Annotated in this window: 27 protein-coding genes and 1 pseudogene; 6 read left to right on the top strand and 22 right to left on the bottom strand. The window is 64.5% G+C overall.

The window, feature by feature from the left end; genetic code table 11:
- Nucleotides 1-141: 141 nt before the first annotated feature.
- The 7 genes from sugE to FG94_RS16485 form a co-directional block, all read right to left on the bottom strand.
- Nucleotides 142-459 carry a quaternary ammonium compound efflux SMR transporter SugE gene (gene sugE, locus FG94_RS16515; RefSeq protein WP_036213926.1) on the bottom strand — a complete coding sequence of 106 codons (318 nt, stop codon included), beginning with the start codon at nt 457-459 and terminating at the stop codon, nt 142-144.
- Nucleotides 460-543: 84 nt separating this feature from the next.
- The gene (locus FG94_RS16510; RefSeq protein ID WP_036213923.1) at nt 544-2,436 is read right to left on the bottom strand and encodes a response regulator; all 1,893 of its coding nucleotides are present in this window, start codon (nt 2,434-2,436) and stop codon (nt 544-546) included.
- The gene (locus tag FG94_RS16505; RefSeq protein ID WP_036213922.1) at nt 2,433-3,803 is read right to left on the bottom strand and encodes a sensor histidine kinase; all 1,371 of its coding nucleotides are present in this window, start codon (nt 3,801-3,803) and stop codon (nt 2,433-2,435) included. Before FG94_RS16505 ends, FG94_RS16510 begins: the two co-directional genes overlap by 4 nt.
- Nucleotide 3,804: 1 nt before the next feature.
- Nucleotides 3,805-4,827, bottom strand: a complete 1,023-nt coding sequence (locus tag FG94_RS16500) for an ATP-binding protein (RefSeq protein ID WP_036213919.1) — start codon at nt 4,825-4,827, stop codon at nt 3,805-3,807.
- On the bottom strand, nt 4,815-5,282 hold the full coding sequence (locus tag FG94_RS16495) for an anti-sigma regulatory factor (RefSeq protein WP_081926036.1): 468 nt from the start codon (nt 5,280-5,282) through the stop codon (nt 4,815-4,817). The genes FG94_RS16500 and FG94_RS16495 overlap by 13 nt, the downstream gene beginning before the upstream one ends.
- Nucleotides 5,282-5,638 (bottom strand): STAS domain-containing protein, encoded by a 357-nt coding sequence (locus tag FG94_RS16490; protein ID WP_027867697.1) that lies wholly within the window; start codon nt 5,636-5,638, stop codon nt 5,282-5,284. Before FG94_RS16490 ends, FG94_RS16495 begins: the two co-directional genes overlap by 1 nt.
- 9 nt (nt 5,639-5,647) lie before the next feature.
- Complete coding sequence (locus FG94_RS16485) at nt 5,648-6,508, bottom strand: STAS domain-containing protein (protein WP_036213917.1); 861 nt, start codon at nt 6,506-6,508, stop codon at nt 5,648-5,650.
- 168 nt (nt 6,509-6,676) lie between these two features.
- Between FG94_RS16485 and FG94_RS16480 the strand changes: the two are divergent.
- Nucleotides 6,677-7,924, top strand: a pseudogene (locus tag FG94_RS16480) (acyltransferase family protein).
- Here the strand turns inward: FG94_RS16480 and FG94_RS16475 are convergent.
- The 5 genes from FG94_RS16475 to rpsO form a co-directional block, all read right to left on the bottom strand.
- Nucleotides 7,881-8,252, bottom strand: coding sequence for a hypothetical protein (locus tag FG94_RS16475; protein ID WP_036213915.1), 372 nt, complete (start codon nt 8,250-8,252; stop codon nt 7,881-7,883). The pseudogene FG94_RS16480 and the gene FG94_RS16475 sit on opposite strands and share 44 nt — an antisense overlap.
- A 94-nt stretch (nt 8,253-8,346) precedes the next feature.
- Nucleotides 8,347-8,646, bottom strand: coding sequence for a hypothetical protein (locus FG94_RS16470; RefSeq protein ID WP_152571012.1), 300 nt, complete (start codon nt 8,644-8,646; stop codon nt 8,347-8,349).
- An 83-nt stretch (nt 8,647-8,729) separates the two neighbouring features.
- Nucleotides 8,730-9,131, bottom strand: coding sequence for a hypothetical protein (locus FG94_RS26710; RefSeq protein ID WP_081926035.1), 402 nt, complete (start codon nt 9,129-9,131; stop codon nt 8,730-8,732).
- Nucleotides 9,132-9,346: 215 nt separating this feature from the next.
- Nucleotides 9,347-11,449 (bottom strand): polyribonucleotide nucleotidyltransferase, encoded by a 2,103-nt coding sequence (gene pnp, locus FG94_RS16465; RefSeq protein ID WP_036213911.1) that lies wholly within the window; start codon nt 11,447-11,449, stop codon nt 9,347-9,349.
- A 171-nt stretch (nt 11,450-11,620) separates the two neighbouring features.
- Entirely contained in the window at nt 11,621-11,890 is a 270-nt protein-coding gene (gene rpsO, locus FG94_RS16460; protein ID WP_027867691.1) for a 30S ribosomal protein S15, read from the bottom strand.
- A 175-nt stretch (nt 11,891-12,065) separates the two neighbouring features.
- On the opposite strand from rpsO, the gene FG94_RS16455 reads away from it, so the two are divergent.
- The gene (locus FG94_RS16455) at nt 12,066-12,566 is read left to right on the top strand and encodes a hypothetical protein (RefSeq protein ID WP_036213943.1); all 501 of its coding nucleotides are present in this window, start codon (nt 12,066-12,068) and stop codon (nt 12,564-12,566) included.
- Between the two features lie 42 nt (nt 12,567-12,608).
- On the opposite strand, the gene FG94_RS16450 is transcribed toward FG94_RS16455, so the two are convergent.
- The 10 genes from FG94_RS16450 to FG94_RS16405 form a co-directional block, all read right to left on the bottom strand.
- Nucleotides 12,609-14,156, bottom strand: coding sequence for a 2-isopropylmalate synthase (locus tag FG94_RS16450; protein WP_036213908.1), 1,548 nt, complete (start codon nt 14,154-14,156; stop codon nt 12,609-12,611).
- A 58-nt stretch (nt 14,157-14,214) separates the two neighbouring features.
- On the bottom strand, nt 14,215-15,081 hold the full coding sequence (gene pssA, locus FG94_RS16445) for a CDP-diacylglycerol--serine O-phosphatidyltransferase (RefSeq protein WP_036213906.1): 867 nt from the start codon (nt 15,079-15,081) through the stop codon (nt 14,215-14,217).
- An 85-nt stretch (nt 15,082-15,166) separates the two neighbouring features.
- On the bottom strand, nt 15,167-15,937 hold the full coding sequence (locus FG94_RS16440; protein WP_036213904.1) for an SIMPL domain-containing protein: 771 nt from the start codon (nt 15,935-15,937) through the stop codon (nt 15,167-15,169).
- 235 nt (nt 15,938-16,172) lie between these two features.
- Complete coding sequence (gene ilvC, locus FG94_RS16435) at nt 16,173-17,189, bottom strand: ketol-acid reductoisomerase (RefSeq protein WP_036213902.1); 1,017 nt, start codon at nt 17,187-17,189, stop codon at nt 16,173-16,175.
- A 58-nt stretch (nt 17,190-17,247) separates the two neighbouring features.
- Nucleotides 17,248-17,739, bottom strand: a complete 492-nt coding sequence (gene ilvN, locus FG94_RS16430; RefSeq protein ID WP_027867685.1) for an acetolactate synthase small subunit — start codon at nt 17,737-17,739, stop codon at nt 17,248-17,250.
- On the bottom strand, nt 17,739-19,466 hold the full coding sequence (locus tag FG94_RS16425; protein ID WP_027867684.1) for an acetolactate synthase 3 catalytic subunit: 1,728 nt from the start codon (nt 19,464-19,466) through the stop codon (nt 17,739-17,741). Before FG94_RS16425 ends, ilvN begins: the two co-directional genes overlap by 1 nt.
- A gap of 407 nt (nt 19,467-19,873) precedes the next feature.
- Nucleotides 19,874-20,725: an ABC transporter permease gene (locus tag FG94_RS16420; protein WP_036213899.1), complete on the bottom strand. Its 852-nt coding sequence runs from the start codon at nt 20,723-20,725 to the stop codon at nt 19,874-19,876.
- Nucleotides 20,718-21,578 carry an ABC transporter ATP-binding protein gene (locus FG94_RS16415; RefSeq protein WP_051996839.1) on the bottom strand — a complete coding sequence of 287 codons (861 nt, stop codon included), beginning with the start codon at nt 21,576-21,578 and terminating at the stop codon, nt 20,718-20,720. The genes FG94_RS16420 and FG94_RS16415 overlap by 8 nt, the downstream gene beginning before the upstream one ends.
- Before the next feature lies 1 nt (nt 21,579).
- Complete coding sequence (locus FG94_RS16410) at nt 21,580-22,584, bottom strand: ABC transporter substrate-binding protein (RefSeq protein ID WP_036213897.1); 1,005 nt, start codon at nt 22,582-22,584, stop codon at nt 21,580-21,582.
- A gap of 13 nt (nt 22,585-22,597) precedes the next feature.
- Nucleotides 22,598-23,473 carry a TauD/TfdA family dioxygenase gene (locus FG94_RS16405; protein ID WP_036213894.1) on the bottom strand — a complete coding sequence of 292 codons (876 nt, stop codon included), beginning with the start codon at nt 23,471-23,473 and terminating at the stop codon, nt 22,598-22,600.
- A gap of 217 nt (nt 23,474-23,690) precedes the next feature.
- On the opposite strand from FG94_RS16405, the gene FG94_RS16400 reads away from it, so the two are divergent.
- Genes FG94_RS16400 through FG94_RS16385 form a run of 4 tightly spaced genes read left to right on the top strand, consistent with a single transcriptional unit; the run spans nt 23,691 to nt 25,948 of the window.
- Nucleotides 23,691-24,260: an RNA polymerase sigma factor gene (locus FG94_RS16400; RefSeq protein ID WP_027867680.1), complete on the top strand. Its 570-nt coding sequence runs from the start codon at nt 23,691-23,693 to the stop codon at nt 24,258-24,260.
- A complete protein-coding gene (locus FG94_RS16395) occupies nt 24,257-24,673 on the top strand; it encodes a DUF3619 family protein (RefSeq protein ID WP_036213890.1) in 417 nt (138 codons plus the stop codon). The genes FG94_RS16400 and FG94_RS16395 overlap by 4 nt, the downstream gene beginning before the upstream one ends.
- The gene (locus FG94_RS16390) at nt 24,670-25,449 is read left to right on the top strand and encodes a DUF3106 domain-containing protein (protein ID WP_051996837.1); all 780 of its coding nucleotides are present in this window, start codon (nt 24,670-24,672) and stop codon (nt 25,447-25,449) included. Before FG94_RS16395 ends, FG94_RS16390 begins: the two co-directional genes overlap by 4 nt.
- A complete protein-coding gene (locus FG94_RS16385) occupies nt 25,418-25,948 on the top strand; it encodes an RDD family protein (protein ID WP_051996835.1) in 531 nt (176 codons plus the stop codon). The genes FG94_RS16390 and FG94_RS16385 overlap by 32 nt, the downstream gene beginning before the upstream one ends.
- The last annotated feature ends 14 nt before the right edge of the window (nt 25,949-25,962 follow it).

Here is a 25,962-nt window from a genome sequence, read left to right as displayed (position 1 = left end):
AGGCTGGTTAGCCTCCTGAAAGACGAACGGCCCGGCCGCAAATGCGACCGGGCCGTCAAGGCAGCGCCGAAGCGCTATGCCGTTCGAAAGGTCAAGAAGCTACCTTAACTGAACGGCATTACCGCTGACGCGGGGCTTTTTTCAATCTCCAGCCATCTTCATCAACACCAGCCCCGACACGATCAGCACCGCCGCCACCACGCGCATGGTGTTGAGCTGCTCCCCGAGCACCGCGACCCCGACCACGAAGGCGCCGACGGCGCCAATCCCGGTCCAGATGGTATAGGCGGTGCCCAGGGGAATGCTGCGCATTGCCCAGGACAGCAGCAGGAAACTGGCGATGCTGCCGACCAGGGTGATGATGCTGGGCCACAGCCGCGTGAAGCCATGCGACTGCTTCATGGCCACCGCCCACACCACTTCGAAAAGCCCCGCCAACAACAACAATATCCAAGCCATTCGGCCATCCTCTCAAAAAGCCGGGCCGACCCGGTCGTAGCCCCCCCCACGACGGGGAAGGTCGTTTTCCAAAAGGGCGCTATTCTACCCTTTCAGCGCCTTTTCCAGGTCCGGCAGCTCGGCCGGCTTGACCAGGTGGGCGTCGAAGCCGGCCTCCATCGCGCGCCGGCGGTCTTCCGGCGAACCGTAGCCGGTGTGGGCCACCAGGCGGATGTGCGCCAGCTGCGGGTTCTTCTTGATGCGGCGCGCCACTTCGTAGCCGTCGATGCCCGGCAGGCCGATGTCGAGCACGATCACCTGCGGCTTGTGGCGCAGCGCCAGCCCCTCGATCTCGGCGGCGTCCGAGGTGGTGCAGGTCTCGTAGCCCATCTCGGCCAGCAGGAAGCCCATCATCTCCATGGCGTCGACGTTGTCGTCCACCAGCAGCACGCGCATGCCGCTGCCGCCCTGCTTGGAGGCCTCGGAATGATCCAGGCCCGCCGAATCCGCGCTGACGCGCAGCAGCGGCAGCTCGACCGTGAAGGTGCTGCCCATGCCGATGCCCGGGCTCTGGGCCGACAGGCGCCCGCCATGCAGTTCGATCAGGTGCGACACCAGGGACAGGCCGATGCCCAGGCCTTCCGGGGCGCGGTCCGGCGGCACGTCCACCTGGGCGAACATGCCGAAGATGCGCGGCAGGTTGTCCTCGGCGATGCCGATGCCGTTGTCGCGCACCGCGATCTGCACCCGTTCGTTCTCGAGCAGGGAAACGCGCACCGACAGCTCGCCGCCCTTCGGCGTGAACTTGGCCGCATTGTGCAGCAGGTTGCCCACCGACTGGGCCAGGCGCACCGGGTCGCCCATCACCCACACCTGCTGTTCCGGCAGCTGCACGTCCAGGTGGTGGCCGCGCGCCGCGATCAGGGGCCCGGCGGTCTCGATCGCCTGGGCGACCACGGCGCCCAGGTCCACCTCTTCGGTGCGCAGCACGATCTTGCCTTCGGAAATGCGGGCGACGTCGAGCAGATCGTCGACCAGGTGGGCCAGGTGGTCGACCTGGCGCGTGATGACTTCGCGCGCGCGCGCCTGGCGCTCGGTATTGCCGTCGCTGTTCGCGCCCAGCAGCGCGGCCGCGTTGCGGATCGGGCTGAGCGGGTTGCGCAGCTCGTGGGCCAGCGTGGCCAGGAACTGGTTCTTGTTGCGGTCGGCCGCGCGCAGCAGCGCTTCCATCTCCTTGCGCGCGGTGATGTCGCTGGTCACGCGCGCCACCCGGTACACTTCGCCACGCGCATTGCGGACCGCAAACAGACGGTCGCGCACCCAGTGCGTGCGCCCGTCCGGTCCGAGGATGCGGAACTCGTCGTCGTAGTGCGGCGCCTGCTGCAGCTGGCGCCAGCGCTGCGCGATGCGCTCGCGGTCCTCCGGATGCACGGCGTCCAGCCAGCTCCCGGGCCGCTGGCGCAGCGCATCCAGGCTGCCGCCCCAGACGTCCGAATACGCCGGACTGACGTACTCCAGGTCGCCTTCCGGCACGGCGAACATCCAGAACACGTCGTCAATGTTGTCGGTGATCTGGCGAAAACGCTCTTCGCTGTCGCGCAGCTGGACCTGGGTCTGGTGCATGCGCAGCAGCGCATTCACGTTGGCAATCAGCTCATCGGCCTCGATCGGCGCCGCCAGGTAGTTGTCGGCGCCCCCTTCCAGCCCGCGGATCTTGTCGGCGCGACCGGTCAGCGCCGCCGAGGTCTGCAGCACCAGCACCATGGCGCTCTCGGGATTGGCCTTGATGCGGCGGCAGACTTCGAGGCCGTTGATGTCCGGGAGCTTCACGTCGAGCAGCACCAGCGCCGGGTTCAAGCGCTTGACGATCTCCAGCGCGTCGGTGCCGTTGGTCGCCTCCACCACCTCGAATCCCGCTCCCTGCAGGATGCGGTTCTTGGCGTAGCGGGCGCCGTCGTTATCGTCAACGTTGAGGATCAGGGTGGAATTGGCTTTCATGATTCGGTTCCATCGTGGCTGGGCTGCGGAAAGCGCCGCGGCAAGGTCAGCGTGAAGGTCGAGCCTTCTCCGACCGTGCTCTGCACGTCGACGCGCCCATGCAGCAGTTCGGCCAGCTTGCGGCACAGCGGCAGGCCCAGGCCCGTGCCCTTGCTGCGCCGCTGGAGCGGATGCTCGATCTGGCTGAACTCTTCAAAAATCAGTTGCAGGTTGTCCGGGCTGATGCCGATCCCGGTGTCGGCGACCGCAAAAGCGATCGTATCGAGCTGTGCGTCGTAGGTGGCGGACACCCGTACGGCGCCATGCTCGGTGAACTTGAGCGCATTCGAAATGAAGTTGCGCAGGATCTGGGAGATCTTGCCCTCGTCCGAATCGAAGGGCTCGGTGAAGTCGCTCGGCTCGAAGATCAGTTCGACCCGGCCTTCGTCGACCAGCGGCCGCATCATGCCCTTCAGTGCACGGAACAGGTTGTCGACCACCACAGGCGCCAGCTGGACCTCGACCTTGCCGGCCTCGATCTTGGCCAGGTCGAGCAGGTCGTTGACCAGCTCGGACAGATCATTGGCGGCCTTGGCGATGAACTGCACCTGGCGCTCCTGCTCGGTCGTCAGGTCGCCGTCCATGCGGTCCAGCAGCAGCTGGGCCAGGGCGCGGATCGAGGACAGCGGGGTGCGCAGTTCGTGGCTGGTATTCGACAGGAAGCGCGACTTCATTTCGTCCGCCTTGCGCAGGCGTTCGGCCTTGTCCTCGATCTCGGCGTACAGCGCGACGATGCCGCGGTTGGTGTCTTCCAGTTCGCGCGTCAGCGACAGCAGGTCTTCCTGGCGCTCGCGCAGCTCGGCCAGGGTGCCCAGCAGCTCGTGGTTCTGCAGCTGCAGTTCCTGCAGCATGTTCGAGACCGGGCTGCCGGCCAGGCGGTTGCTGATCTCGGCCAGGCGCGCGCTGTCGACGATGGCTTGCGGCGGCAGCGTCTTGCGCATGGTGACCGCGGTGACCATGCCATCCTCCGGCTCGACCTCGCAGGAATCCATGAGGCGGTGCGCGCTGATCACGGCCAGTTCCGGCAGCGTTCTGCTGAAGCCCGCGTTGCGTGCCGCCGGCGTGGCGGAGCGGCGCTCGCCGGTGCCGGGATTGATCGTGACCTCCAGGTACTGGCGCCCGAAGTTCCGGCCCAGCAGGAAGGCGGCGCGTCCTCCCGAGCCCAGGTGGCACGCGGCCCGGGCGATTTCGGACACCGCGGTGGCCACGCGCACCTGGTCCTGCTGCGAGAACCCGAGCAGCTCCGATACCTGGCGCGCGCGCTGGCGCACCACGACCACGTCCTGGTCGCTGTCCAGCGCCACGTTGAGGATGCGGTGCAGGCTCATGTCAGCTCCCATGCCGGCGCACGACCAGCACCATGGCGTCGTCGCGGCGACGGATGAAATCGCGCATCAGGATGGCCGCGATCAGCACCGGGCTGCGCCCGGCCAGTCCCGGGTACTTGTCCAGGTCCCACTGCGTCTGGATGCCGTCCGAGTGCATGATGCACGTCGCCCCCGGCGGGAAGGGCTGCGCGAACTCCTGCACCTTGCGCATGTTGTGCCCGACGATGCCGTTGTGCGACACCAGCGCGCGCCGGCTGCCGTCGATCACGCAGCCGGCGATGTTCCCGACGCCGGCAAAGCGCAGCTCGCCGGCGTCGAAATCGATGCGGGCGGTCGCCAGCGCCGCGCCGCGCGTCGGGCGCAGGGCGTCGTGGGCAGCCTGCATCAGCTCCCCTGCCCCTACGCCCTTGCGCGCTTCCAGTGCGCGAACCGCGGCAGCGGCGGCGCGCGCCGCCTCCGGACCGTGACCCAGGCCGTCGGCAGCCAGCAGGGTCGCGCCCCTGCCGTCGCAGCGCACCGCCCAGCCGTCGCCGCATTCCTCCTCGCCGGCCATCGGCGCCCACAGGGCGCCGATCTCGACGCCGCAGGGTTCGGGCGCCGGCACATCGCGCCAGATGCGCATGAAGAAGGCCGTGCCGCCGCCGGGCTTGGTGTACACATCGAACTCGTCGGACAGGCGGCGCAACGCGCCCAGTCCGGTGCCGGCCGTGCCCGTGGTGGACATGCCGTCGACCAGGCTGGCGTTCAGGTCGAGAATGCCCGGGCCGTTGTCGACCGCGAGCACGTCGACGCCCACGCCGGCGCTCGATTGCGCCGGCCCGACGTGCATCTCGCCCTCGCCCGCATGCTTGAGGATGTTGGTGGCGGCCTCGGTGATGATCAGCGCCAGCTGGCCGGCGCGGGTCTCGCTGAAGCCGAGCGCATCGGCCAGTTTCTGGCCGCTGCGCCGTACCGCCGCCACGTCGCTCGCGTGGTTGATCGCGAAGACTTCCTGCTGCGTGAGTGAACTGATCAGCGCTTCCATTTCACCACCAGCACGGCAGTGCCCTCTCCGGGACGGCTTTCGATGTCGAATTCATCCGCGAGGCGCCTGGAGCCGCCCAGGCCGAGGCCAAGGCCTCCGCCGGTGGTGAAGCCGTCGCGCAGCGCGGTATCGATGTCCGGGATACCCGGACCGGCATCGACGAACAGCAGCCCGATGCCCTTGCGGATGCCGTCGGTCAGGCTGTCGAGGTGGACTTCGCCGCCTCCGCCGTATTTGATCGTGTTACGTGCCAGCTCGCTCGCGGCTGTGACCAGCTTGGTCTGGTCGACCAGGGACAAGGCAATGGCCACCGCCCGCTCGCGCACCTGCTTGCGCAGGCCTACAACGTCCTCATCCGACTGCAGGCGCAAGGTCACGCGTGCGGTGCGATGCTGGCGGTGGCGGTCCAGCAGCGCGGTCTCGAACAGGACTGCGTCGGTTTGCGCGCCGTTCATTATTTATAGCTCTTTCCCAACAGGGCCATGCCCTTTTCAACGTTGAGAGCGGTCTTCACGCCATGCAGCGTCAGGCCCAGCTCCACCAGGGTGATCGCCACCGCCGGCTGCATGCCGACCACCACGGTGCGCGCATCGAGCACGCGTGCCATGGCGGCCGTATTGCTGATCATGCGGCCGATGAAGGAGTCGACCAGGTCGAGTGCGGAGATATCGATCAGGACGCCCTTGGCGCCATCGCTCACGATGCGTTCGGTCAGGTCGTCCTGCAGCTGCATGGCGAGGCGATCGTGCATGTCGACCTGGATCGTGACGAGCAGCAGGTCGCCCATGCGCAGGATAGGAATGCGTTCCATGGTCTCTGCTTACGCCTTCTGCACGACGGCGGTGCCGGTGCGCTCGAGCGCGACCAGGAAGGCGTCGGCCAGGGTGGCCTTGGTGATCACGTCTTCCAGGTTCACGCCGAGGTGCACGATGGTCTGGGCGATCTGCGGGCGGATGCCGCTGATGATGCAGTCGGCGCCCATCAGGCGTGCGGCGGCGATGGTCTTCATCAGGTGCTGGGCCACCAGGGTGTCGACGGTCGGCACGCCGGTGATGTCGATGATGGCGATGATGGCGCCGGTGTCGACGATCTTCTGCAGGATGTTCTCCATCACCACCTGGGTGCGCGCCGAATCCAGGGTGCCGATCAGCGGCAGCGCCAGGATGCCGTTCCACAGCTTGACGACCGGGGTCGACAGCTCGAGCAGTTCCTGCTGCTGGCGCACGATGATCTGGTCCTTGGTCTTCTGGAATACCTCGATGGTGTACAGGCCCAGCTTGTCGAGCAGGGTGCTGATGGTCCAGGAGGCGGCAGCGACGCCTTCGGGATCGCCCTCGAAGCCCTGGCGCAGGTGACCGAACAGCGGCTGCTTCAGCGAGAAGACGAAGGTCGCGGTTTCGCTCGGGGTGGAGCCGGCCTTGGCGCGGGTCGAGGAGATCTCGGCCAGCAGGTCGCGCACTTCGTCCCAGGAACGGTGCTCGATGTTCTCCAGTTCGCCGCCGCGGCTCGCGCTGGCCAGCGCTGCAATGAATTGCTGGCAGTGGCTGCGCAACTGCTCTCTCGAGCTCGAGGTTCCGCGCACGGTCAGGGCTTCCAGCTGCGCGATCCACTCCGCGCCAATCTCGGCTTGGTGTTCCTGGATGAGCTGGCTGATACGGGCGGCGTAATCCTTCGTGGTCATCTGTCGATTCCTAGATTTGGATGGTTGAAATCAGTGGGGGCTACGCGGAACACGGGCGTGCGATCCCATGGTTAAGTAAATAAATAACTATAACACTTATTGCATTATGGTCACGACACAGTTGTGCAGTGCGCACAACGGCAAGCCTGCCGATTTTTCAAAGTTGCAATGTTAATTGCATACTCGAAATGTGTCGACTGTGACATATGCATCTCGGCTAGAATGCGGCCCCTTTGTCGGAGAAACCTGGGTCGCGTGATAAGAGAAGCATTGGGCAAGATGCCCGCGGAGAATCGAGAACGCAGCAAGCAGTTCGTCCTCATCGATCTGCTCAAAGGCGGCGCAGCCCAGCTGATCGTCCTGCACCACCTGGCCTTCTATGGACCGATGTCCGACCACGCGCGGCGCATCCTGCCCACGCTGGTCGACTGGCTCTACGACCACGCGCGGATCGCGGTCCAGGTCTTCCTGGTCATCGGCGGCTTCCTGGCTGCGAAATCGCTGTCGCCCGACGGCCTGCCGGGAATGAAGCATCCCCTGCAGCTGATCCAGCGCCGCTACCTGAAACTGGCTCCGCCCTTCATTGCGGCGATGCTGCTGGCCGCCCTCGCGTCCGCCTGGGCCGGCAGCTGGATGCACCACGACTCGATCTCGCCGCCGCCGACCCTGGTCCAGCTGGGCGCGCATGCATTGTTGCTGCACGGTGTGCTCGGCATTGAATCACTGTCCGCGGGGGCCTGGTATGTCGCGATCGATTTCCAATTGTATGCCTTGCTGACGCTGCTGGCCTAATTCTCCGGTCGCCTGGGAGGACAGCCGCGGCCGTGGTTGATGCCGGGCCTGGTGGCGGTGGGCGTCGCGGCCTCGCTGCTGCACTTCAACCGCGACGCGGAGTGGGACGTGTGGGCGCCCTACTTCTTCGGCAGCTACGGCCTGGGGGCGCTCGCATGGTGGGCGGGCGCCCCTGGCCGTCGGCCGCGCGCCCTCGCCCTGCTGCTGGCCGCGTTGCTGCTCCTGCCCGGCATTGCGCTGCTGCTGGGCTTCCGCAGCCGCATCGCGCTGGCGCTGGCGGTGGCTTGCCTGCTGTTCCTGTTCGGCCGCCGTCGACCCGCTTCGCGTGCCGGCAGTGGGCTGGCTGTCATCCATTACACCGGCAAGATCTCGTTCTCGGTCTTCCTGGTCCACTTCCCGGTCTGCCTGGTCGTGAATGCCGCGTTTGCCCGCTTCGTGCCGGAGCAGGCGCATGCGCAGGCCGTCGGGATGCTGGTCGCGTGGATCGCCAGCCTGCTGGTAGGCAGCGCATTTTTCCGGTGGGTGGAGACGCCGCTGGGCGATGTGTTCTCGCAGCCTCGCAGCGTCGTGCATGCTCCGATCAGTGCGCCGGCCGTAACGCGACCTCGACACAGCGGCCGGTGATCCGATCGATCCTGAACACCAGCAGCTGTTCCCTGCCTGCGCTGCCGTTCGATCCGGACTGGGCGACCAGGTAGGCCGGGTCCTCGAAGTCGGCATAGGCGCTGGGCTCGCCCAGCCATAATTTGATCTCCACCACGGACATCCCGACCGGATGATACTTGTCGAGGAAGGAGGACATCATGCAGCCGCGTCCGATCCGATCCGCCTGCTCCCAGCGTTGACGGTCGAAGTCGCAGGAGCCCCATTCGAAATAGAGGGCAACCGAGGTGTTGCCGCCGCAGGCGTGCAGGCAGAGCGACAGGGAGATGGCAGGAATCAGGGAACGCATGCTTGGCCCGCTCAATAGGACACCAGCTTACGATTGTCGGATTATGCTTCCGGCACTCGTTGTGCCGCCGCAAACCGGGGTAGGGTAAGCGCTCCTATCTTGTGACTTCAGGCACTAGCCGAGCCTTTACAACCTGGCCAGCACGCTTATCCGTCACGAATATCAACAAGTAGCCTTTTCCGTACTCGCTCTGGACAGTTGGCGGCCCAAGCACATAGGCCGGGTCCTCATCGTAATCGGCGTAGCCGGTAGGCGGACCGAGCAGTTGCCTTACGTCTGCGGCTGTGAGCTGATCGACGGGATGCTTGGCAAGGAACGAGGCCAGCATCTCGCCGCGCTCGATCTGGGACGCCGCCGCCCAAGCCTGTGGCGAGAATTCCCGGTCTCCCAGCATGCGCGCCTGCTCGGTCAAGGAAGGACGACTACACCCACAGACAAGGCACAGCAGGATGAGAGAGATAAATGAGCGGCGCATGGTCACTGGACTATGACCTGCAGCTTTCCTGCGCGAAGTGCAGACATGCATCTGTCACTCAGTGTGCTATTTGACCCACCCTGGCGTCCGATATGCAAGCCGACCCGATTGTTGTGCAAATCCATGCGCTTCTCGTCCATTTTGTTCCCTGAGAATGACTCATGCGCCGTCGTGAATGCAAGTCCGTTATTGAAGCCCACATCACGGGCAAGGAGTGCAGACCAGAAGCAATGGCGAAATGCGTCTGACTGATCGTTATGCCCATTTTTGCCAAAGCGCCGCACGGTCTCCGCAAACGCTGCCGTGCGCGCATCATTGATTGTGAGTACATGATGCGGATGGCGCCGCAAATATGCCTGTTCAGACTCAGTTAATTGCTCGTATTGATCGTAGACTGTGGTCATTCGCGCTCCTCACAAGTTCCAATTCCTCACGTAGCTTGGTCACGACAGATGCGCTGCAATCATTAAGGCTAGAGCACAGGCATCAGTTGGCGCAGCGCAAGCAATATCCACGGAACCTGGCTAACCTTGACCTCGCTCGAAATCGGACGGCCATAACAAGAAAAACCGCCAGGCTCACGCACTGGCGGTCTTCGTAGGCTAGAAGCCGCGATCGCTTACTGCGCCGCGCCTTCCACCGGATCAGCAGCCTTCATCGACAGCTTCAGGCGGCCGCGCTCGTCGGTCTCGAGGACCTTCACGCGCACTTGCTGGCCTTCCTTCAGGTAGTCGGCCACGGCGTTGACGCGCTCGTTGGCGATCTGCGAGATGTGCAGCAGGCCGTCCTTGCCCGGCATGACCTGGACGATCGCGCCGAAGTCCAGCAGCTTGAGCACGGTGCCGTCGTAGGTCTTGCCCACTTCGACCGATGCGGTCAGCTCTTCGATGCGGCGCTTGGCTTCCTGGCCGGCGGCGGCATCGACCGACGCGATGGTCACGACGCCTTCGTCGGTGATGTCGATCTGGGTGCCGGTTTCTTCGGTCAGCGCGCGGATGACGGCGCCGCCCTTGCCGATCACGTCACGGATCTTTTCCGGGTTGATGCGGATGGTGATCAGGCGCGGTGCGAAGTCCGACAGCTCGGTCTTCACGCTCGGCACGGCCTTCTGCATCTCGGCCAGGATGTGCTGGCGGGCTTCCTTGGCCTGCGCCAGCGCCACCTGCATGATTTCCTTGGTGATGCCCTGGATCTTGATGTCCATCTGCAGCGCGGTGATGCCTGCCGGGGTGCCGGCGACCTTGAAGTCCATGTCGCCCAGGTGGTCTTCGTCACCCAGGATGTCGGTCAGGACGGCGAACTTGCCGCCTTCCTTGATCAGGCCCATGGCGATGCCGGCGACGTGTGCCTTCATCGGCACGCCGGCGTCCATCAGCGCCAGGCAGCCGCCGCACACCGATGCCATCGACGAGGAACCGTTCGACTCGGTGATTTCGGAAACCAGGCGCACCGAGTATGAAAATTCGTCCGCCGACGGCAGCGCAGCGACCAGCGCGCGCTTGGCCAGGCGGCCGTGGCCGACTTCGCGGCGCTTCGGGGTGCCCACGCGACCGGTTTCGCCGGTGGCGAACGGAGGCATGTTGTAGTGCATCATGAAGTCGTCGGTGTACTCGCCCATCAGCGCGTCGATCTTCTGGCTGTCGCGCGCGGTGCCGAGGGTAGCCACGACCAGCGCCTGGGTTTCGCCGCGGGTGAACAGGGCCGAACCGTGGGTACGCGGCAGCACGCCGGTGCGGATCGCGATCGGACGCACGGTGCGGGTGTCGCGGCCGTCGATACGCGGCTCGCCGTCCAGGATCTGGGTACGCACGACCTTGGCTTCCATGTCGAACAGGATGTTGCCGACTTCGGCCGCATCGGCTTCGACGCCCTGGGTTGCCAGGCCGGCCATCACTTCGGCCGAGATCGACTTCAGCTTCTGCTGGCGCAGCGACTTTTCGCGGGTCTGGTAAGCGTCGCGGATGCTTGCTGCGGCCAGGTCGCTCACGCGGGCGATCAACTCTTCGTTCTTCGGCGCCGGGCTCCACTCGACTTCCGGCTTGCCGCCTTCGGCCACCAGGTCGTGGATCGCGTCGATGACGGCGCGCATCTGGTCGTGGCCGAAGACGACCGCGCCCAGCATGACTTCTTCCGACAGCTGCTGCGCTTCCGATTCCACCATCAGCACGGCGGTTTCGGTGCCTGCCACGACCAGGTCCATCTGCGAGGTCTTGAGCTGGGTGGTAGTCGGGTTCAGGATGTACTGGCCGTTCGCGTAGCCGACGCGCGCTGCGCCGATCGGGCCGTTGAACGGGATGCCGGCGATGCACAGCGCAGCCGAGGCGCCGATCATGGCCGGGATGTCCGGGTCGATCTCAGGATTGACCGACAGGACGTGGATGATGACCTGGACTTCGTTCAGGTAGCCTTCCGGGAACAGCGGACGGATCGGACGGTCGATCAGGCGCGAGGTCAGGGTTTCCTTTTCCGAAGGACGGCCTTCGCGCTTGAAGAAGCCGCCCGGGATCTTACCGGCTGCGTAGGTTTTCTCCATGTAGTCGACGGTCAGCGGGAAGAAGTCCTGGCCCGGCTTGGCGTCCTTCTTGGCGACCACGGTGGCCAGGATGACGGTGTCTTCGACCGACACGACGACGGCGCCGCTTGCCTGGCGCGCGATTTCACCCGTCTCCAGGGTGACCGTGTGTTGACCGTACTGGAAGGTTTTCGAAACTTTATTAAACATGGGTAATCCCTTTCTATTTGCCGACAGATTTTCAGGAGCTGTCGTTCACCTCACCACGGGTGGTTCGTCAGAACCACCATTTACTCAACAACAACGAACAACAGAAACAAAAAATGCCCGCGACAGGTATCTGGCGCAGGCATTTCGTGACTAAATCGTCTTGACCAACGATTACTTACGCAGGCCGAGCTTGGCGATCAGGTCGCGATAACGGTTTGCGTCTTTGCGCTTCAGGTAAGCCAGCAGGCTCTTACGACGGTTAACCATCATGATCAGGCCACGACGCGAGTGGTGATCTTTCTGGTGTGCCTTGAAGTGGCCGTTCAGCTCGTTGATGCGTGCGGTCAGCAGTGCAACCTGGACTTCCGGCGAACCGGTATCGTTCTGGCCACGTGCGTTGTCCGCGATAATCGCGGCTTTGTTGATGTTTTCTACGGTCATGATGTTACCTTTCACATGCGGTGCATGAGTCGAAACCCAGCGCACCGTGATTGACGAATCGCCTGCCCAAAATGGACAGACCCGCCAGTATAGGGGAAAACGGGGCATGGGGCCACTGTTTGCATCGTCCAGAAGGCAGATTTTGGGGATGTTGGCGCGTTTGGAGGGCCAAATGATGAACAAATTGATCAGATTTACAACATTCGTGGCGCTCGTCTTGCTCGGCGGCTGCGCCGGAATGCTGCGCGAGACGCCCACCATCGGCGACCCGGAAGACCTGGTGCAGAAGAAGATGGGGCCGCCCACCAGCATCTATGGCGCCGGCAACGACCGCATCTTCGAGTACGCGACCGGGCCGATGGGCCAGTTCACCTGGATGGCGCGCATCGGGGCGGATGGGCGGCTGGTATCCTACGAACAGGTGCTCACCGGGGAAAAGTTCGCCACCATCAAGATCGACGGGGCGGACAAGGACGAGGTACTGCGCACGATCGGGCGGCCGGCCGAGAAGTCCTATGTGGCGATGAGGGGCTACGAGGTATGGTCGTACCGGTACAAGGAGGCGGGCGTGTGGAATTCCATGATGCACGTGCACTTCGACGGGCAAGGGATCGTGCGGCAGATGCTCAATGGACCCGATCCGATGTACGAGCCAAGGGATCGGATGGGGTGGTGAGGCCGATCCCGGCGAAGGCGGGAGCGGCCCGGGCAGGCGCGCTTATACGCCCTGCGGATTGACGCGTTCCACCTTCGAATGCAGCTTGTTCAGCCCCGACAAATACGCCTTGGCCGAGGCCACGATGATGTCCGGATCCGCCCCCACGCCATTGACGATGCGCCCCGAGTGCGACAGGCGGATGGTCACCTCGCCCTGCGATTGCGGCCCGTTGCTGATCGCATTGATCGAAAACAGCACCTGCTCCGCCCCGCTCTTCACCACGCTCTCGATCGCCGTGATCACCGCATCCACCGGTCCGTCGCCCGAGGACTCGGCCGATACTTCCTTGCCATCCGCCGCGAACACGATCTTCGCATGCGGCAGCGCGCCGGTCTCGGAGCGCTGCGACAGCGACACCAGGCGGTAGATCTCGCCGGCCTGCTCATGGTCCGCGCTGGATGCCAGCGCCATGATGTCCTCGTCAAAAATCTCGGCCTTGCGGTCCGCCAGCTCCTTGAAGCGGGCGAAGGCCGCGTTCACTTCAAGCTCCGATTCCAGCTCGATGCCCAGTTCCTGCAGGCGCGACTTGAAGGCGTTGCGGCCCGACAGCTTGCCCAGCACGATCTTGTTGGTGGTCCAGCCCACGTCTTCGGCGCGCATGATCTCGTAGGTTTCGCGCGCCTTCAGGATGCCGTCCTGGTGGATGCCGGAGGCATGGGCAAACGCGTTCGCGCCCACCACCGCCTTGTTCGGCTGCACCGCGAAGCCGGTGATCTGCGAGACCATTTTCGAGCTTGGGACGATCTGCGTGGTGTCCACACCCACCGTCAAGTTGAAGTAGTCGTGGCGGGTGCGTAGCGCCATCACGACTCCCTCCAGCGAGGTGTTCCCGGCCCGCTCGCCCAGGCCGTTGATCGTGCATTCGATCTGGCGCGCGCCGCCGATGGTGACGCCGGCCAGCGAGTTCGCCACGGCCAGGCCCAGGTCGTTATGGCAGTGCACCGACCAGATGGCCTTGTCGGAATTGGGCACGCGCTCGCGCAGGCGCAGGATGCGGCGGCCGAATTCCTCGGGCACGGCGTAGCCGACCGTGTCGGGGAAGTTGATGGTGGTCGCGCCCTCGGCGATCACCGCTTCCAGCACGCGGCACAGGAAGTCTTCTTCCGAGCGGCTGCCGTCTTCGGGCGAGAACTCGATGTCGTCGGTATGGTTGCGGGCGTAGCGAATGGCCAGCTTGGCCTGTTCCAGCACCTGCTCCGGCTCCATGCGCAGCTTGACCTGCATGTGCAGGGGCGAAGTGGCGATGAAGGTGTGGATGCGCTTGCGCGCGGCGGGCGCCAGCGCCTCGGCGGCGCGGGCGATGTCGCGGTCGTTGGCGCGCGACAGCGAGCAGATGGTGGATTCGCGCACCGCGCTCGAGATCGCGCGGATGGCTTCGAAGTCGCCCGGCGAGGCGGCGGCAAAGCCGGCTTCGATGACGTCCACCCGCAGGCGCTCGAGCTGGCGCGCGATGCGCACCTTCTCGTCCCTGGTCATGGATGCGCCGGGCGATTGCTCGCCGTCGCGCAGGGTGGTGTCGAAAATGATGAGGCGGTTCGGGTCAGGCATTGCAGGCTCCGTATGCTAATTGAATTAGCGGGCGCCCTGCCCGACCCGAAGGTCCGCGCTAGCGGCGCACGCCGTCGTCCGGCTCGTCGTCGAGCGGGATGATGCTCACCGGCTTGCCCTTGGCTGCGCGCCAGGCGAACACGGCATATCCCGACAAGCCGTAAATCACAAAAATCGGCCACAGGACTTTCGGTGGGTCGATCGCCAGCAGCGCGAAGCCGAGGGCAATCAGGAACACCACGATGAACGGCACCGACTTGCGGAAGTTCACGTCCTTGAAGCTGTAAAACGGTACGTTCGACACCATCGTCAGGCCGGCGAACACCGCCAGGCCCCAGCTCACCCAGTCCACCTGGCGCGAGCTGACGTTGATGTCCGGGTCGGTCATCATCATGATGAAACCGACGATCAGCGCCGCAGCCGCCGGACTCGGCAGCCCCTGGAAGAAGCGCTTGTCCACCACCTCGATGTTGGTGTTGAAGCGCGCCAGGCGCAGCGCCGCGCCCGCGCAATAGATGAAGGCCGCAATCCAGCCCAGCTTGCCCAGCCCGCGCAGCGACCATTCATAGATCACCAGCGCCGGCGCCGCCCCGAAGGACACCATGTCCGACAGCGAGTCGTACTGCGCGCCGAACTCCGACTGGGTGTTGGTCAGGCGCGCAATGCGCCCGTCCAGCCCGTCGAGGACCATGGCGATGAACACCGCCCAGCAGGCGTGCTCGAAGCGCTGGTTCATCGCCATGACGATCGCATAGAAGCCGCAGAACAACGCGCCGGTCGTGAACGCGTTCGGCAGCAGGTAGATGCCGCGGCCGCGCTCGCCCTGGACACGGTCTTCCGCCCTGCGCCCGAAGCGTTTCAAGCGGGAAAATCGTGGCGCCTTGGGCGCGGCTCCAGGTACTCGGCGTCGTGGGAAATTGGGCATAGTGGTCCGTCAAAAAATAATGCTGTTGTCAGCATTATAAAGGCGTGAACCCCTGCTTAGCGAATGATCACTGTTGTGTGAGCACTCATTTAAAGCGAACCTTTCCCACAAGACGCATCTGGAGCGTGGTTTCTCCCGGTTCAAAGCTTGGTTCCGGCATCTGGTCGGCCGCTTCCTTCATGGCGCTGGCCCGCATCATCATCGGCGCCGGCGCCCCCTGGCCATCGCCCGCATAGTTGCCCGAGCCCTCGAAATCGACGGTGTCGAGCATGGCCTCGGCCGGCTTGCGGCCCATCGCATTGGCGATCGAGGCGATGCGTTCGTTCAGGTTGCGGTAGGTGGCGGCGATGCGCTGGTCATCGAGGCGCTTTTCCAGTTCCGGGCTGAGTCCGAAGCTCACATTGTTGATTTGCAGAACTTTCTGGGCTGCGGCGGCGGTCTTCGGCAGGTCTGCCAGGTTGGTGGTCTTCACCTCCAGGTACTGGCCGACGCGCCAGGCGATCGGCACCGGTTTCACGGGCGTGCGCAAGGCCAGTTGCGGCATCGGCGGCACTTCCGGATAGACCGGATAGGTGTAGTAGCCCATCGTCTTCAGCTCGGCCTTCGGATCGGCGCGGCGCACGATCTCGGTTCCCTCCTTCATCTTGCGGTTCACGCGTGCCGCAGCGGCATTCTTGTCCTTGTCATGCTCTTCGACGGCGAAGGTGACGGTGGCCTGGTCGTTGGCATGCTTCACTTCGCCGAAGGCCGGGACAACGACCAGCGTGCCGGCGGTGGACGGGGCGGTCTGCGCCTGGGCCTGGGTGTGGAAAGCCAGCACCAGTGCGGCGGCGACGAGCGATTTGGAAAGTTTCATTGTTGTTCTCCAGTAGTTGCGACGAATGTCTGCGTCACTTATACGATACTGGCTTCACAACTTCCTTCGTAGTTTTGTAATGAACCGTTGCAACTGTCTCGAATTGTAGGGTGGGCAGGGTAATTTCGGGCAGTGCCCGGAATTACGCCCACGCGGTCAACTGTCGCCGGCACTGCCGCGAAGTATCAACTTCCATCTATCGCCGCGTGGGCGGGAGACCCGCCCACCCTACGGATCAGTTTTTGCTCTGGTCGACCAGCTTGTTCTTCGCAATCCACGGCATCATCGCGCGCAGCTTGGCGCCGACTTCCTCGATCTGGTGCTCCGAGGTCAGGCGGCGGCGCGAGATCAGGGTCGGGGCCCCGGCCTTGTTCTCGAGGATGAAGCTCTTCGCGTATTCGCCGGTCTGGATGTCCTTCAGGCACTGGCGCATCGCATCCTTGGTCGCCGAGGTGACGACTTTCGGGCCGGTGACGTACTCGCCGTATTCCGCGTTGTTCGAGATCGAGTAGTTCATGTTGGCGATGCCGCCTTCGTAGATCAGGTCGACGATCAGCTTCAGTTCGTGCAGGCACTCGAAGTAAGCCATCTCCGGCGCGTAGCCCGCTTCCACCAGGGTCTCGAAGCCGGCCTTGATCAGCTCGACGGTACCGCCGCACAGCACGGCCTGCTCGCCGAACAGGTCGGTCTCGGTCTCTTCGCGGAAGTTGGTTTCGATGATGCCGGCGCGGCCGCCGCCGTTGGCCATGGCGTAGGACAGCGCGATGTCGCGTGCCGAGCCCGATTTGTCCTGGTAGACCGCGACCAGGTGCGGCACGCCGCCACCCTGGCGGTAGGTGCCGCGCACGGTGTGGCCCGGGGCCTTCGGCGCCACCATGATCACGTCGAGGTCGGCGCGCGGCACGACTTGGCCGTAGTGGACGTTGAAGCCGTGGGCGAAGGCCAGCACGGCGCCCTGCTTGGCGTTCGGCTCGACGCTGTTCTTGTAGACCTCGGCGATGTTCTCGTCCGGCAGCAGGATCATGATGACGTCGGCGTTCTTGACCGCTTCATCGACCTCGGCGACCTTCAGGCCGGCCGCTTCGACCTTGTTCCAGGACGCGCCGCCGCGGCGCAGGCCGACGGTGACGTTGACGCCGGATTCGCTCAGGTTCTGGGCGTGGGCATGGCCCTGCGAGCCGTAGCCGATGATGGCGACGTTCTTGCCTTTGATGAGGGAGAGGTCGCAGTCTTTGTCGTAGAAAACTTTCATGGTCATTCCTTAATAATTTTTAAATGTGTGAATACGTGTATGTCGTTGAGCTACGACTTCAGACTTTGAGGATGCGTTCGCCGCGGCCGATACCCGAGCCGCCGGTACGGACGGTCTCCAGGATCGAGGCACGGTCGATGGCGTCGATGAAGGCGTCGAGCTTGCTCTTGGCGCCGGTCAGTTCGATCGTGTAGGTCTTCTCGGTCACGTCGATGATGCGGCCGCGGAAGATGTCGGCGGTGCGCTTCATCTCTTCGCGCTCCTTGCCGACCGCGCGCACTTTAATCAACATCAGCTCGCGCTCGATGTGCTGGCCTTCGGTGAGGTCGACCACCTTCACCACCTCGATCAGGCGATTCAGGTGCTTGGTGATCTGCTCGATGATGTCGTCCGAGCCGCTGGTGACGATGGTCATGCGCGACAGGGTCGCGTCTTCGGTCGGCGCCACGGTCAGGGTCTCGATGTTGTAGCCGCGTGCCGAGAACAGCCCGACCACGCGCGACAGCGCGCCGGCTTCGTTCTCGAGGAGGACGGAAATGATGTGTCGCATTACAGGTCCTCCGAGCCGAGCAGCATTTCATTCAGGCCCTTGCCGGCCTTGACCATCGGCCAGACGTTCTCGCTCTGGTCGGTGATGAAGTTCATGAACACCAGGCGGTCCTTCATGGCGAAGGCTTCGCGCAGCGAACCCTCGACGTCGCCCGGCTTCTCGATGCGCATGCCGACGTGGCCGTAGGCCTCGGCCAGCTTTTCGAAGTCCGGCAGCGAGTCCATGTAGGACTCGGAGTAGCGCGAACCGTAGTCGATCTGCTGCCACTGGCGGACCATGCCGAGGAAGCGGTTGTTCAGCAGGATGATCTTCGGCGTCAGGTGGTACTGCTTGCAGGTGGCAAGCTCCTGGATGCACATCTGGATCGAGCCTTCGCCGGTGACGCAGGCGACGGTCGCATCCGGGTTGGCCATCTGCACGCCCATCGCGTACGGCAGGCCGACACCCATGGTGCCCAGGCCGCCCGAGTTGATCCAGCGGCGCGGCTTGTCGAAGCCGTAGTACTGCGCCGCCCACATCTGGTGCTGGCCGACGTCCGAGGTGATGAAGGCGTCGCCGTCCGTGACCTTGTACAACTGCTCGATGACCGATTGCGGCTTGATCAGTTCGTTCGAGCCCGTATAGGCCAGGCAGTCCTTGCCGCGCCATTCGGCGATCTGCTTCCACCATGCCTGCAGCGCATTGGTATTGGTCGCGGCCTGGCTGGCGTCCAGCTGCGACAGCAGCTCGACCAGCACGTCCTTGACGTTGCCGACGATCGGGATATCGACCTTGACGCGCTTCGAGATCGACGAGGGGTCGATGTCGATATGGATGATCTTGCGCGGGTGGGTGGCGAAGTGCTTGGGGTTGCCGATCACGCGGTCGTCGAAACGCGCGCCGATCGCGATCAGCACGTCGCAGTGCTGCATCGCCATGTTGGCCTCATACGTGCCGTGCATGCCCGGCATGCCCACGAAGTGCGGGCTCGAGGAGCGCGAGGCGCCCAGGCCCATCAGCGTGTTGGTGACCGGGAAGCCGGTCTTGTCGACCAGGCGGTTCAGTTCGTTCGATGCATTGGCCAGGATGACGCCGCCGCCCGCATAGATCATCGGGCGCTCGGCGCCCTGCAGGAGCTGGACGGCCTTGCGGATCTGGCCGGCGTGGCCCTTGTCCACCGGCTTGTACGAGCGCATCTCGATCTCGCGGGGATACTCGAAGGCGCACTTGTGCATCGTGATGTCCTTCGGGATATCGACCAGCACGGGACCGGGACGGCCGGTGCGGGCGATGAAGAAGGCTTTCTTGATGGTCGATGCCAGTTCGCGGACATCCTTTACCAGGAAGTTGTGCTTGACCACCGGGCGGGTGATGCCGACGGTGTCGCATTCCTGGAAGGCATCCTGGCCGATCGCATGGCTCGGCACCTGGCCGGAAATGACGACCATCGGGATCGAATCCATGTAGGCCGTGGACAGGCCGGTGACGGCATTGGTCACGCCCGGACCGGAGGTCACGAGGGCAACGCCGACGGTGTTGGAGCTGCGCGAATAGGCGTCTGCGGCGTGGACCGCGGCCTGTTCGTGGCGGACGAGGACGTGCTGGAACTTGTCCTGCTTGAAGATGGCGTCGTAGATGTAGAGGACTGCCCCGCCGGGATAACCGAAGACGTGCTTGACGCCCTCTTCCGCGAGACAACGCACCACTATTTCAGCGCCAGTGATCTGGGCTGATCCTTCGTTATTCATGTTCATTCCTTTCAAGACCCAATGGGAGTTTGATCGGATGCCCGTTCCTAACGAAATGCGATGTGCGCAACGACCCTCATGCTTCCCTTCTCTCTGCGGTCGCGACTGTGGTTCGGGACACCGTAGGGTCCTTACGCACGGGCGCTGGGCGCAACTCGTTCGGCTTGAGTGTCTGTAGCGTTTATACGCATCTCTCGCGCTTGTGGCGCGGGTCGGAGCAAACTGCCTACAAATGAAAGCGCGTCAATCCGGAGATGGCTTGTGGGCCTTCACCGGGTGACCGGAGAGCTTCGGGGGTGCAAAGCGTTCAAACACATTACTGCGTTGCACCATTTTGGTCAAGCCAAAAGCGTGATTATTTTTGCTCGACCAGAATGCTGCACCTGGATGGTGCGATGCGGATGGTTTTACCGCTGCATGCCCCAGCGTCGAACAGTCACGCGTTCGAGGGTCTGGAACACGAGGTGTTCCACGGCCAGGCCGATGAGGATGACGGCGGCGAGGCCGGCGAAGACCTTGTCGGTGAAGAGTTCGTTACGGCTCTGGAAGATATACCAGCCCAGTCCGCCCTGCCCCGAGGTGCTGCCGAACACCAGCTCGGCGGCGATCAGGGTGCGCCATGCAAAAGCCCAGCCGATCTTCAGTCCCGACAGGATCGCGGGCAGCGCGGCCGGGATCAGGATCTGCAGCACCATGCGCAAGCCGCCCAGGCCATAGTTGCGGCCGGCCATGCGCAGCGTGTCCGGCACCGAGCGAAAGCCCGCGGTGGCGCTCAGGGTCAGCGGCCACAGTACGGAATGGACCAGCACCATCAATAGGCTGCCCTTGCCCAGGCCGAACCACAGTAGCGCCAGCGGCAGCAGTGCGATCGCCGGCAGCGGGTTGAACATCGAGGCCAGGGTATCGATCAGCTCGCGCCCGACCTTGCTCGACACCGCGAGCCAGGTCAGCAGGAAGGCGCCGACCACGCCGAGGGTGAAGCCCTGGGTCAGCACCCGCAGCGAGACGCTCACATAGCCCCACAGTTCGCCCGAGGCCAAGCCCTCCACGAAGGCTTTACCCGTCTGGATGGCGCCGGGCAGCAGCAGGTCGTTGTCGAACCAGCGCGCCAGGGCCTCCCAGATCAGCGCGATGACCAGTAGCATGCCGAGTTTGCGCAGCCAGCCGAGGTCCGGCAGCGAAAGTTTTACCGATTGGTCAAAAACCGTCGGCGGCGTGGCTTCCAGCACGTATTCAGGCCGGATCGGCGGATTAAGCATGGACGACCTCCGTAGGGGCGATCTGGTCCAGTGGACCAGATCGCGGTTTCCCGCCCACGCGTTCAACCGGCTCCTGCGTACCGAACAACAAACCATGAATCCGCTGCGTCGCCGCCTGGAACTCGCTGCTGCCCGCGCTGGCCAGACTGAACTGATGACTGTTCAGCTCCGCCCTCACCCGCCCCGGATGCGGCGACAGCAGCAGGATGCGGTTGCCCACCACCAGCGCCTCTTCGATCGAGTGCGTCACGAACAGCATCGTAAAACCGATCTCGTCCCACAGCGCCTGCAGCTCTTCCTGCATGGTCCGGCGCGTGAGCGCATCGAGCGCCGCAAAAGGCTCGTCCATCAGCAGGATGGCCGGCTGCATCGCCAGCGCCCGCGCGATCGCCACGCGCGCCTTCATCCCACCCGACAGCGTGTGCGGATAGGCATCGGCAAAGCGCGCCAGCCCGACCTTGCCGAGCCAGTGACGCGCGCGCCCATCCGCTTCCTTGCGCTTGACGCCATTGGCGAGCATCGGGAACATCACGTTCTCGCGCACCGTCTTCCAGGGCGGCAGCTGGTCGAACTCCTGGAACACCACGACCCGGTCCGGCCCCGGCCGCGTAATCGCCTTGCCGGAGAGCGTGAGGCTGCCTGCCTGCGGCGCGATGAAGCCGCCCACCGCCTTCAGCAGGGTCGACTTGCCGCAGCCCGAAGGCCCCAGCAGCACGAAACGATCGCCCCGGTGCACGTCGAAGCTGACGTTCTCGGTAGCGCGCACGATGCCGCGCTCGCCCCGGTATTCGAGCGTGACGTGCTCGGCGCGCAGCAAGGGTTCGGGCGGCGGAACCAGGATCAGTGGGCTCATGTCAGCTTCCTTTATCCAGCGCGGGGTGCACGAAGAAGTAGTCGCGCCAGCTGGCGGGTCTGCTCTTGATGGCGCCCACCTCGTGCAAAAATTGGGCAAGGCCGAGCGTGTTCTGCGGCGCCACCTTGAACTGCACCTGCGGATTCTTGATGACCTTGAGCAGCAGGGCCCGGTCGATGTTGCCTTTGTTAACGCGCAGGTAGGCGTCGGCCGCCGCTTCCGGGTTGCTGGAAGCCAGCTGCGCCGCCTCCACCAGCGCATCGATGAAGGCGCGGTAGGTCTTCGGGTTCTCCTTGACGTACTTCTCGGTTGCATACAGCACGGTGGCCGAGCTCGGCCCGCCGAGCACGTCGTAGGAATTCAGCACGATGTGCGCCTGCGGATTGCCGGCCAGTTCCTGGTCCTGGAAGGGTGGGTTGCCGAAGTGGGCGTTCAGTTCCGTCTTGCCGGCGATAATGGCGGCGGCGGCATCCGGGTGCGGCACGGTCTGGGTGATCGGGTCGAGCTTCTTGAATTCCGCCTTGCCCCACTGCTTGGCGGCGGCCATCTGCAGGATGCGCGCCTGCACCGACACGGTGACGGCCGGCAGCGCGATCCGGTCCTTCTGGCTGAAGTCGGCGATGGTCTTCACCGCCGGGTTGGTGCTCACCAGGTAGTACGGGAAGTTGCCGAGCGAGGCGACGGCGCGCACGTTCTGGCGTCCGCTGGTGCGGTCCCAAATGGTAAACAGCGGCCCGAGGCCGGCGCCGGCCACGTCGATGGAGCCCGAGAGCAGCGCATCGTTGACGGCCGATCCGCCCGATAGCTTGACCCAGTCGACGTCGATATCGACGCCCTGCTTCTTTCCGTGCTTCTCGATCAGCTTCTGGTCCTGGGCCACGTTCAGCAGCATGTAGACGATGCCGAACTGCTCGGCGATGCGGATCTTGCCTTCTGCCTGCGCCGTCGAGGACGCGCCCAGGGCCAGCGCCGCGGCCGCGGCCACGAGTTTCATCTTCAGTAACATGGTTTTCCTTGGTTCAGAACGGGACATCGCCCTCGATGGTGGTGCGGTACAGCTTGCGGCGCTGGTCTTGCGGGAAAGGCGTGGCCAGGTGCATCACGGAGCGGTTGTCCCAGAACACCATGTCCTTGGGTTTCCACTGGTGGCGGTAGACGAATTCCGGCCGGGTGCTGTGCTCGAACAGCCCACCCAGCAGCTCGCGGCTGCGCGCTTCCGGGATATCGAGGATGCGGGTGGTGAAATGCTCGCTGACGAACAGGGCGCGGCGCGCCGTCTCCGGATGGGTGCGCACGACCGGGTGCACGGCCGGCACCACTTCATCGATCTGCTCCTGGGTCAGCTTCGGGCGCCACGGGTTGCGCTGACGCAGCTCCTCGTACTTGGCCAGGTAGCTGTGCTCGGCGCGCAGGCCGGCGATCTCGCGCTTGAGCTTGCCCGGCAGCGCGTCGTAGGCGGCGTGCTGGTTGGCGAACAGGGTGTCGCCGCCCTCCGAGGGCAGCTCCTGCGCATGCAGCATCGAACCCAGGCTCGGCACTTCCTTGTACGACAGGTCCGAGTGCCAGAGATGGCCGGCGTCGCCCAGGCCGATCGGCTGGCCGTTCTCGCGGATGTTCGAAATTACCAGCACTTCGGGGTGACCGGCCAGCTGGAACTGGCGCAGCACGTGGATCTGCAGGCGGCCGAAGCGGCGGCTGAACTCCACCTGCTGCTGCGGGGTGAAGGTCTGGTCGCGGAACACCAGCACGTGGTGTTCCAGGTGGGCAAGGTAGAGGCGGTCGAAGTCGTCGATGCTGAGCGGGCGGGCCAGGTCGAGCCCGAGCACTTCCGCGCCGAGCGGCTGGTTGACGAAGGGGCGGATGTCGAAATCCTGGCGGGTCGAGTCGAGCGGCATGATGAACCAGTAAAGTTGAGTGAACCTGATTCCAGAATAGCCACGCACGACAGGCCCAACAACGAATCATTTCGACTAACTTCATGCAGTTTTTGTCATCGAGGGGGCCTGCACAATAAGTGGGCACTGCGCGATTTCGATGCGTTGAACATGGTTTTTTGCTAGGATTCGATAGTTTTCCTTACGGCATTCGCACCAAACGCCCTTTCAAGCACGCATGGCCACAGACAAAGAACTCAACGACTTCCTCGAGAATGTCGAACGGCGTGCGTTCAAGCAGGCGGTATATGCGGTTCGCAAGGACGAATCGGCGCTCGACATCGTGCAGGATGCGATGATCAAGCTGGCCGAGAAATACGGCGACAAGCCGGCCGCCGAGCTGCCGATGCTGTTCCAGCGCATCCTGCAGACGACCATCCTCGATTACTTCCGCCGCGAAAAGGTCCGGAACACCTGGGTCAGCCTGTTCTCCGGCTTCAGCCGGCAGGATGGGGACGATGAAGAATTTGATATACTTTCTTCCTATGAAGCGGAGGAAGGAACGGCCGCTGCGGAGTCGAGCGCCGACCAGTATGAGCGCACACAAACGCTGCGAATCATCGAAGAAGCGGTAGAAAAGCTCCCACCGCGTCAACGGGAAGCCTTCCTCATGCGTTACTGGCAGGACATGGACGTGGCAGAGACGGCCGAAGCGATGGGTTGCTCCGAGGGAAGCGTCAAGACGCACTGCTCGCGCGCCACCCACGCCCTCGCCGAGGCGCTCAAGGCCAAGGGAATCAAGCTATGAACACGGACGACATCAACCTCGCGTACAAGATACGCCATGCCCTGAACGAGAACCTCGACGCGCTGCCGGCCTCGACGAACGACCGGCTGGCCGCCGCGCGCGCGCGCGCCTTGTCGCGCAAGAAGCCCGACGCGCCGGGCGTCGATACGTCGCGCCAGGTCCAGGCCGCCCCGCGTCCGCTGTTCGACCTCAAGGGCCTGTTCAGCGGCCCGGCCCTGGCGCGCTTTGCCGTCGCGGCGCCGATGCTGGCGCTGGTCATCGGCATGGGCGGCGTCTACCAGTACGAGCAGCAGCAGCGCCTGGCCGCCCTGGCCGAGGTCGACGCTGCCGTGCTCGCCGACGAGCTGCCGCTGACCGCCTACCTCGACCAAGGGTTCAACGCCTACGTGGAGTCGCAACAGCGCCAGCAATGACGAAAACCGCGCCGAAGCCCCGCATCGCCGTTGTTGCAACTGCGGCAGCGGTCTTGATTGCCGGGGCCGCGACCTGGGCGGTCTACAACAAATCCGAATCGACGGCGCCGGCCGCGCGCGGCGCAGGCAATCCCCCGACGGTCGCCGCCGGCGCGAAGCCGCCTGCCAAGACCCTCGACAAACCGCTCTGGCGCGAACTGACGCGCAGCCAACGCACCGCGCTCCAGCCCCTGCAGCCCGAATGGGACGCGATGGACGGCGTCCGCAAGCGCCGCTGGCTCGAATTGTCGGCCCGCTTCGCCTCGATGAGCCCGGACGAGCAGGCACGCGTGCACGAGCGCATGCGCCAGTGGATGCGCCTGACCCCGGCCCAGCGCAACCTGGCGCGCGAAAACTTCAGCAAGACCCGCAAGCTCGACCCCGGCAAGAAAGCGGCGACCTGGGAAAGCTACAAGCAGCTGTCCGAGGAAGAAAAGCGCCGGCTGGCGCGCTCGGGCAACAAGCCGCAGGGCGCGCCCTCGCTGCCGCATTCGCCGATCATCGACACGCCGACCAGCTGCCCGCCGGGCGCCACGCGCCGCGGCACCTCCTGCATCATGCCGCCGACGGCGCCTGCGGTAGCAACGGGCGCCGCGACGGTGCCGGCCACCGTGACGCCGACATCGCCCGCCGCCGCACCTGCGCAGGCGCCTGTCGCACCCTCACCCGCTGCCCCAACCGCTCCGAGTGCAAACAATGCAAGCAATGCAAGCAACATCGGCACCGCCAGCAACTAAGCCGGCGCCGGTCGCTACCCCGACCATCCTGCGCCGCGTCACCGTGATGCTGTACGAAGCGCTGCTCCTGTTCTCGGTCGAGATGCTGGCGATCGCCTTCTACATGCTGGTGACGCTGAACAGCCAGCATCCGGTGGCCAAGGAAGGCATGAAGGCCTGGCTGTTCCTGGTGACGGCCGCCTACTTCATGTGGTCCTGGATTAACACCGGCAACACGCTGGCCATGAAGACCTGGCGCATCAAGGTCGTCAAGCTGGGTCATCACAAACTGCCCTTCGGGACGGCCGCCCTGCGCTTCCTGCTGGCCTGGGGCTGGTTCCTGCCGGCCCTGCTGGTGTGCTGGGCCTTCGGGCTGCACGGCAAGGGCCAGATCGCGATCGCCCTGCTGGTCGGGGTCGCGGCCTGGGCGATGACGGCGCTGTTCGACAAGGACCGCCAGTTCCTGCACGACCGCCTGGCCGGCACCCGCCTGATCGCCCTGCCGAAAGCCAAGCGCTAAAGTCAACGCGCGCT

It is taken from the genome of Massilia sp. LC238, from assembly GCF_000735635.1.
Classification (GTDB): domain Bacteria; phylum Pseudomonadota; class Gammaproteobacteria; order Burkholderiales; family Burkholderiaceae_D; genus Telluria; species Telluria varians.
The sequence above is the reverse complement of the archived record's forward strand: the minus strand, read 5'-3'. Positions and strand labels throughout refer to the sequence as shown.